Here is a 2,815-nt window from a genome sequence, read left to right as displayed (position 1 = left end):
CGGTTGGAAAGAGTTGGGTTTGGGTGTGTTGACCTTTGCGATTGGCTTCATCGCAATTATAGGAACCATGGGAACTGCGACTCCTTTAGTTGTTGCAGGCGGTGTCGTGGGTTTTGGGACGAGTATCTATGGGCTATCTAATGTATCAGAAGGGATTCATAATATCGAACTTGGGAATGCAGGGGATATCCACACCAAGTCAATAAATCCTGTCAGAGATACGCTTTTCATGGGGAATGACAAGCTGTATCATGATGTTGGGAATGTCTTTGTGACGGCGAGTGCCATCATGATTCCCATAGGGCAGACGCAGAGCGTTGCCAAGGGCTTGACCCAGTTTGCGATAGGGGAAGCCGGTGCCTATACAGCCGGTCAGGTTGCCTATCATGGGACTAAGCTCCTAGGAGGAAGTGAAGAGGACGCCCAAACCGCAAACTTTATAGGGAACCTGGTAGGAGGTTATGCGGCCTCCTCAGCAGCCAGCAAGTTTAGTCTCAATAAGGTGAAGGTAGATGTCGAAGCACCGAAGTATAACCGCGAACAGATTCTAAGAAATATAGAAGAAAGCAGGCTTGCGAGGGAATCCAGTAACTTTGACCAATATCTGGCGAAGGAGAAATTCCAGAAAACTTTGATGAGTATGGAACCGATGGATCGTCAGAGATATCTTCAATGGCATGATTATGCGGAATCAGGTATAATGGTTCAAGATCGTGTTAAACTGTTATCCTGGGAAAGACCAGTTAATTCAAAACTATATCTTGAAAATAAGGCAGTGTATGATAATCCAAAATATTTTGATCAACTTACAGGTAATGAGAACTGGCCAGGACAAAAAGGTGATCCAAATATTGATGGCTTTTTAAAAGGTGAATATCAAAAGACAACCCTATCTCCTGGAGATAAAATTGATCGATTTGGTTCTGATTATGGACACTTTTTTGGAAATATTGGTGAATCTAAAGAGATGAGGGCAATGTCTCCAAACTCGGATTTTAAGAACTATAATCAATATGAAATATTAATGGATTTACCTGTTTTAAAAGGAAAAATAGCCCCATGGTTTAATCAACCAGGAGGAGGGATACAGTTTAAATTAGATCCATTCTTTGCTAAACAGATAATGTCTATACCTTCTGATGAGGCAGCTATTATTAAAAAACTAATAGAATTTGGTTATTTGAGGAAATTATAATGTTTGATAATGAATATATTGTAAGTTTGAAAAGATTTATCAGTAATGTCGAAATTGTTTCAATAAATAACAAGTTGCAGGCATATGATAATGTGGATATTATTTACATTCTAGAAAAAAGAGAAGACGAATTTTTTATTTCACTAAATGAAAGAGGGGTTAGTATAGAATACTGTAAAATTCGTAACAAGGAGTTGGCGCAGCTCTATTTTGCTATCTTTGTTAAAAGAGGAGTTACAGATTTTGAATTCCCACTGATGACTTTAATAAATGATATAGAGGATATCGAAATATTGAAAGAATACTTGACTAGAGAAAAACTTGATAGTTTTTATTCGATTGATTCTAGGGTTAAGGGAAAAATAAATTTTTCTTCAGGATTAAACAAGATTTATTACGTAGATGCAAGTGACAATGAATACAATCTGTTTTACCTACCAAACAGAATATTTCAAACCTTCTATGCATCAATTATAAAATTAAAAACTATTAAGGAGTGGTTGATTCAACTGAATGATGCTAATGGACTAGGAGATCAATATGAAGCTACTTTGCTAGGGTATAGTTCAGAGGGAGTAGAGAAGTTTTAAATTGGCTTATCTTGTTGTAAAGAATGAGATGTAAGAAAAACTCACAATAAAATTCTCATTCTCTCTTTGATTGGAATTATTTAATAGATATGATTTTTTCTTAAAATAAAAAAGCAAAATTTAATCAAACCAGAGTTTACTAATGTTTTATTGGTAAACTTTTGCTTTAAATAAAATTCTCTTTAAAACAATTCAATGAACTCCACTCGCTGGTGAAGACCTATGCGACCTTGCTGGAGACAGATATCGCCTTGATGGCAGGCACAGGGAAAGAGATGCATCGGACAGATAGTGTCCTGGGTCAAAACATGTTTCCTGGCTTGCAGTAGGGAGGTGCCATGAGTTACAAGATAATATTTGATGATATCACCTCTGTTCAAGTGGAAAGTCAAAAGACGATGAATGCTTGGGGAGAGGCCATCAATAATCTCAATACCGCTATGACGGACTTTATCAATAATACCAATCTCCAAGGGCAGGCTATCTCGAGTATGCGCACCTACCTAGTAGAGGTGCACGGAACCCTCCTTCAAACTCTGGTCAACTTGATGAATGACTACTCATCCAACCTCTTGCTTTACAAGGATGGTTACTATCAGATTGATTCGAGCAATCATGCAAAGCTACCAGGTCAGGTGTTTACAACCCTTCATAGTGATTTAAAAAGTTCACGGGACAATCTAAAGAACGAGATTGAGCTCTTAAACACGACCAAGGACAAGATTTCTGATTTGGTGAGCTATGATGGAAGCAGTCATACCAGCACGGTCATGGACTATAACTTTCTGCTCAATCAGGTCAAGAACCTAGACAGCTCCATCATCCAGTACGAAAGCAGCCATGCGGGTCAGGATTTGGTCGCCTTTAAGGAACTTCTAGCTGCGACCAAGGCCTTGATAGCAGAGCATGCAGGGAAGACACGTACGGTAGGAAGCTACCAGTCGGGAGATTTTGCCAAACTCCAGTCTGTCCAACGCTTTGCGATAGCCTACCAACAGGCGAGCAAGCAGATGGAGAGTCGCGTTGAGCG

Annotated in this window: 3 protein-coding genes; all 3 read left to right on the top strand. The window is 39.1% G+C overall.

Annotated elements, in window-relative coordinates; all coding sequences use genetic code 11:
* Positions 1-1,195: TNT domain-containing protein (locus SORDD15_RS10460; RefSeq protein ID WP_330996573.1), on the top strand; the 1,195-nt coding region annotated here is incomplete at its 5' end.
* Positions 1,195-1,785 carry a hypothetical protein gene (locus tag SORDD15_RS03285; protein WP_061414316.1) on the top strand — a complete coding sequence of 197 codons (591 nt, stop codon included), beginning with the start codon at positions 1,195-1,197 and terminating at the stop codon, positions 1,783-1,785. The genes SORDD15_RS10460 and SORDD15_RS03285, both read left to right, overlap by 1 nt.
* Positions 1,786-2,123: 338 nt before the next feature.
* On the top strand, positions 2,124-2,815 hold a 692-nt coding region (locus tag SORDD15_RS03280; protein WP_231097617.1), incomplete at its 3' end, for a T7SS effector LXG polymorphic toxin.

Source organism: Streptococcus oralis (assembly GCF_001578935.1).
Classification (GTDB): Bacteria; Bacillota; Bacilli; order Lactobacillales; family Streptococcaceae; genus Streptococcus; species Streptococcus oralis_R.
This window is presented reverse-complemented; position numbering and strand designations above follow the sequence as displayed.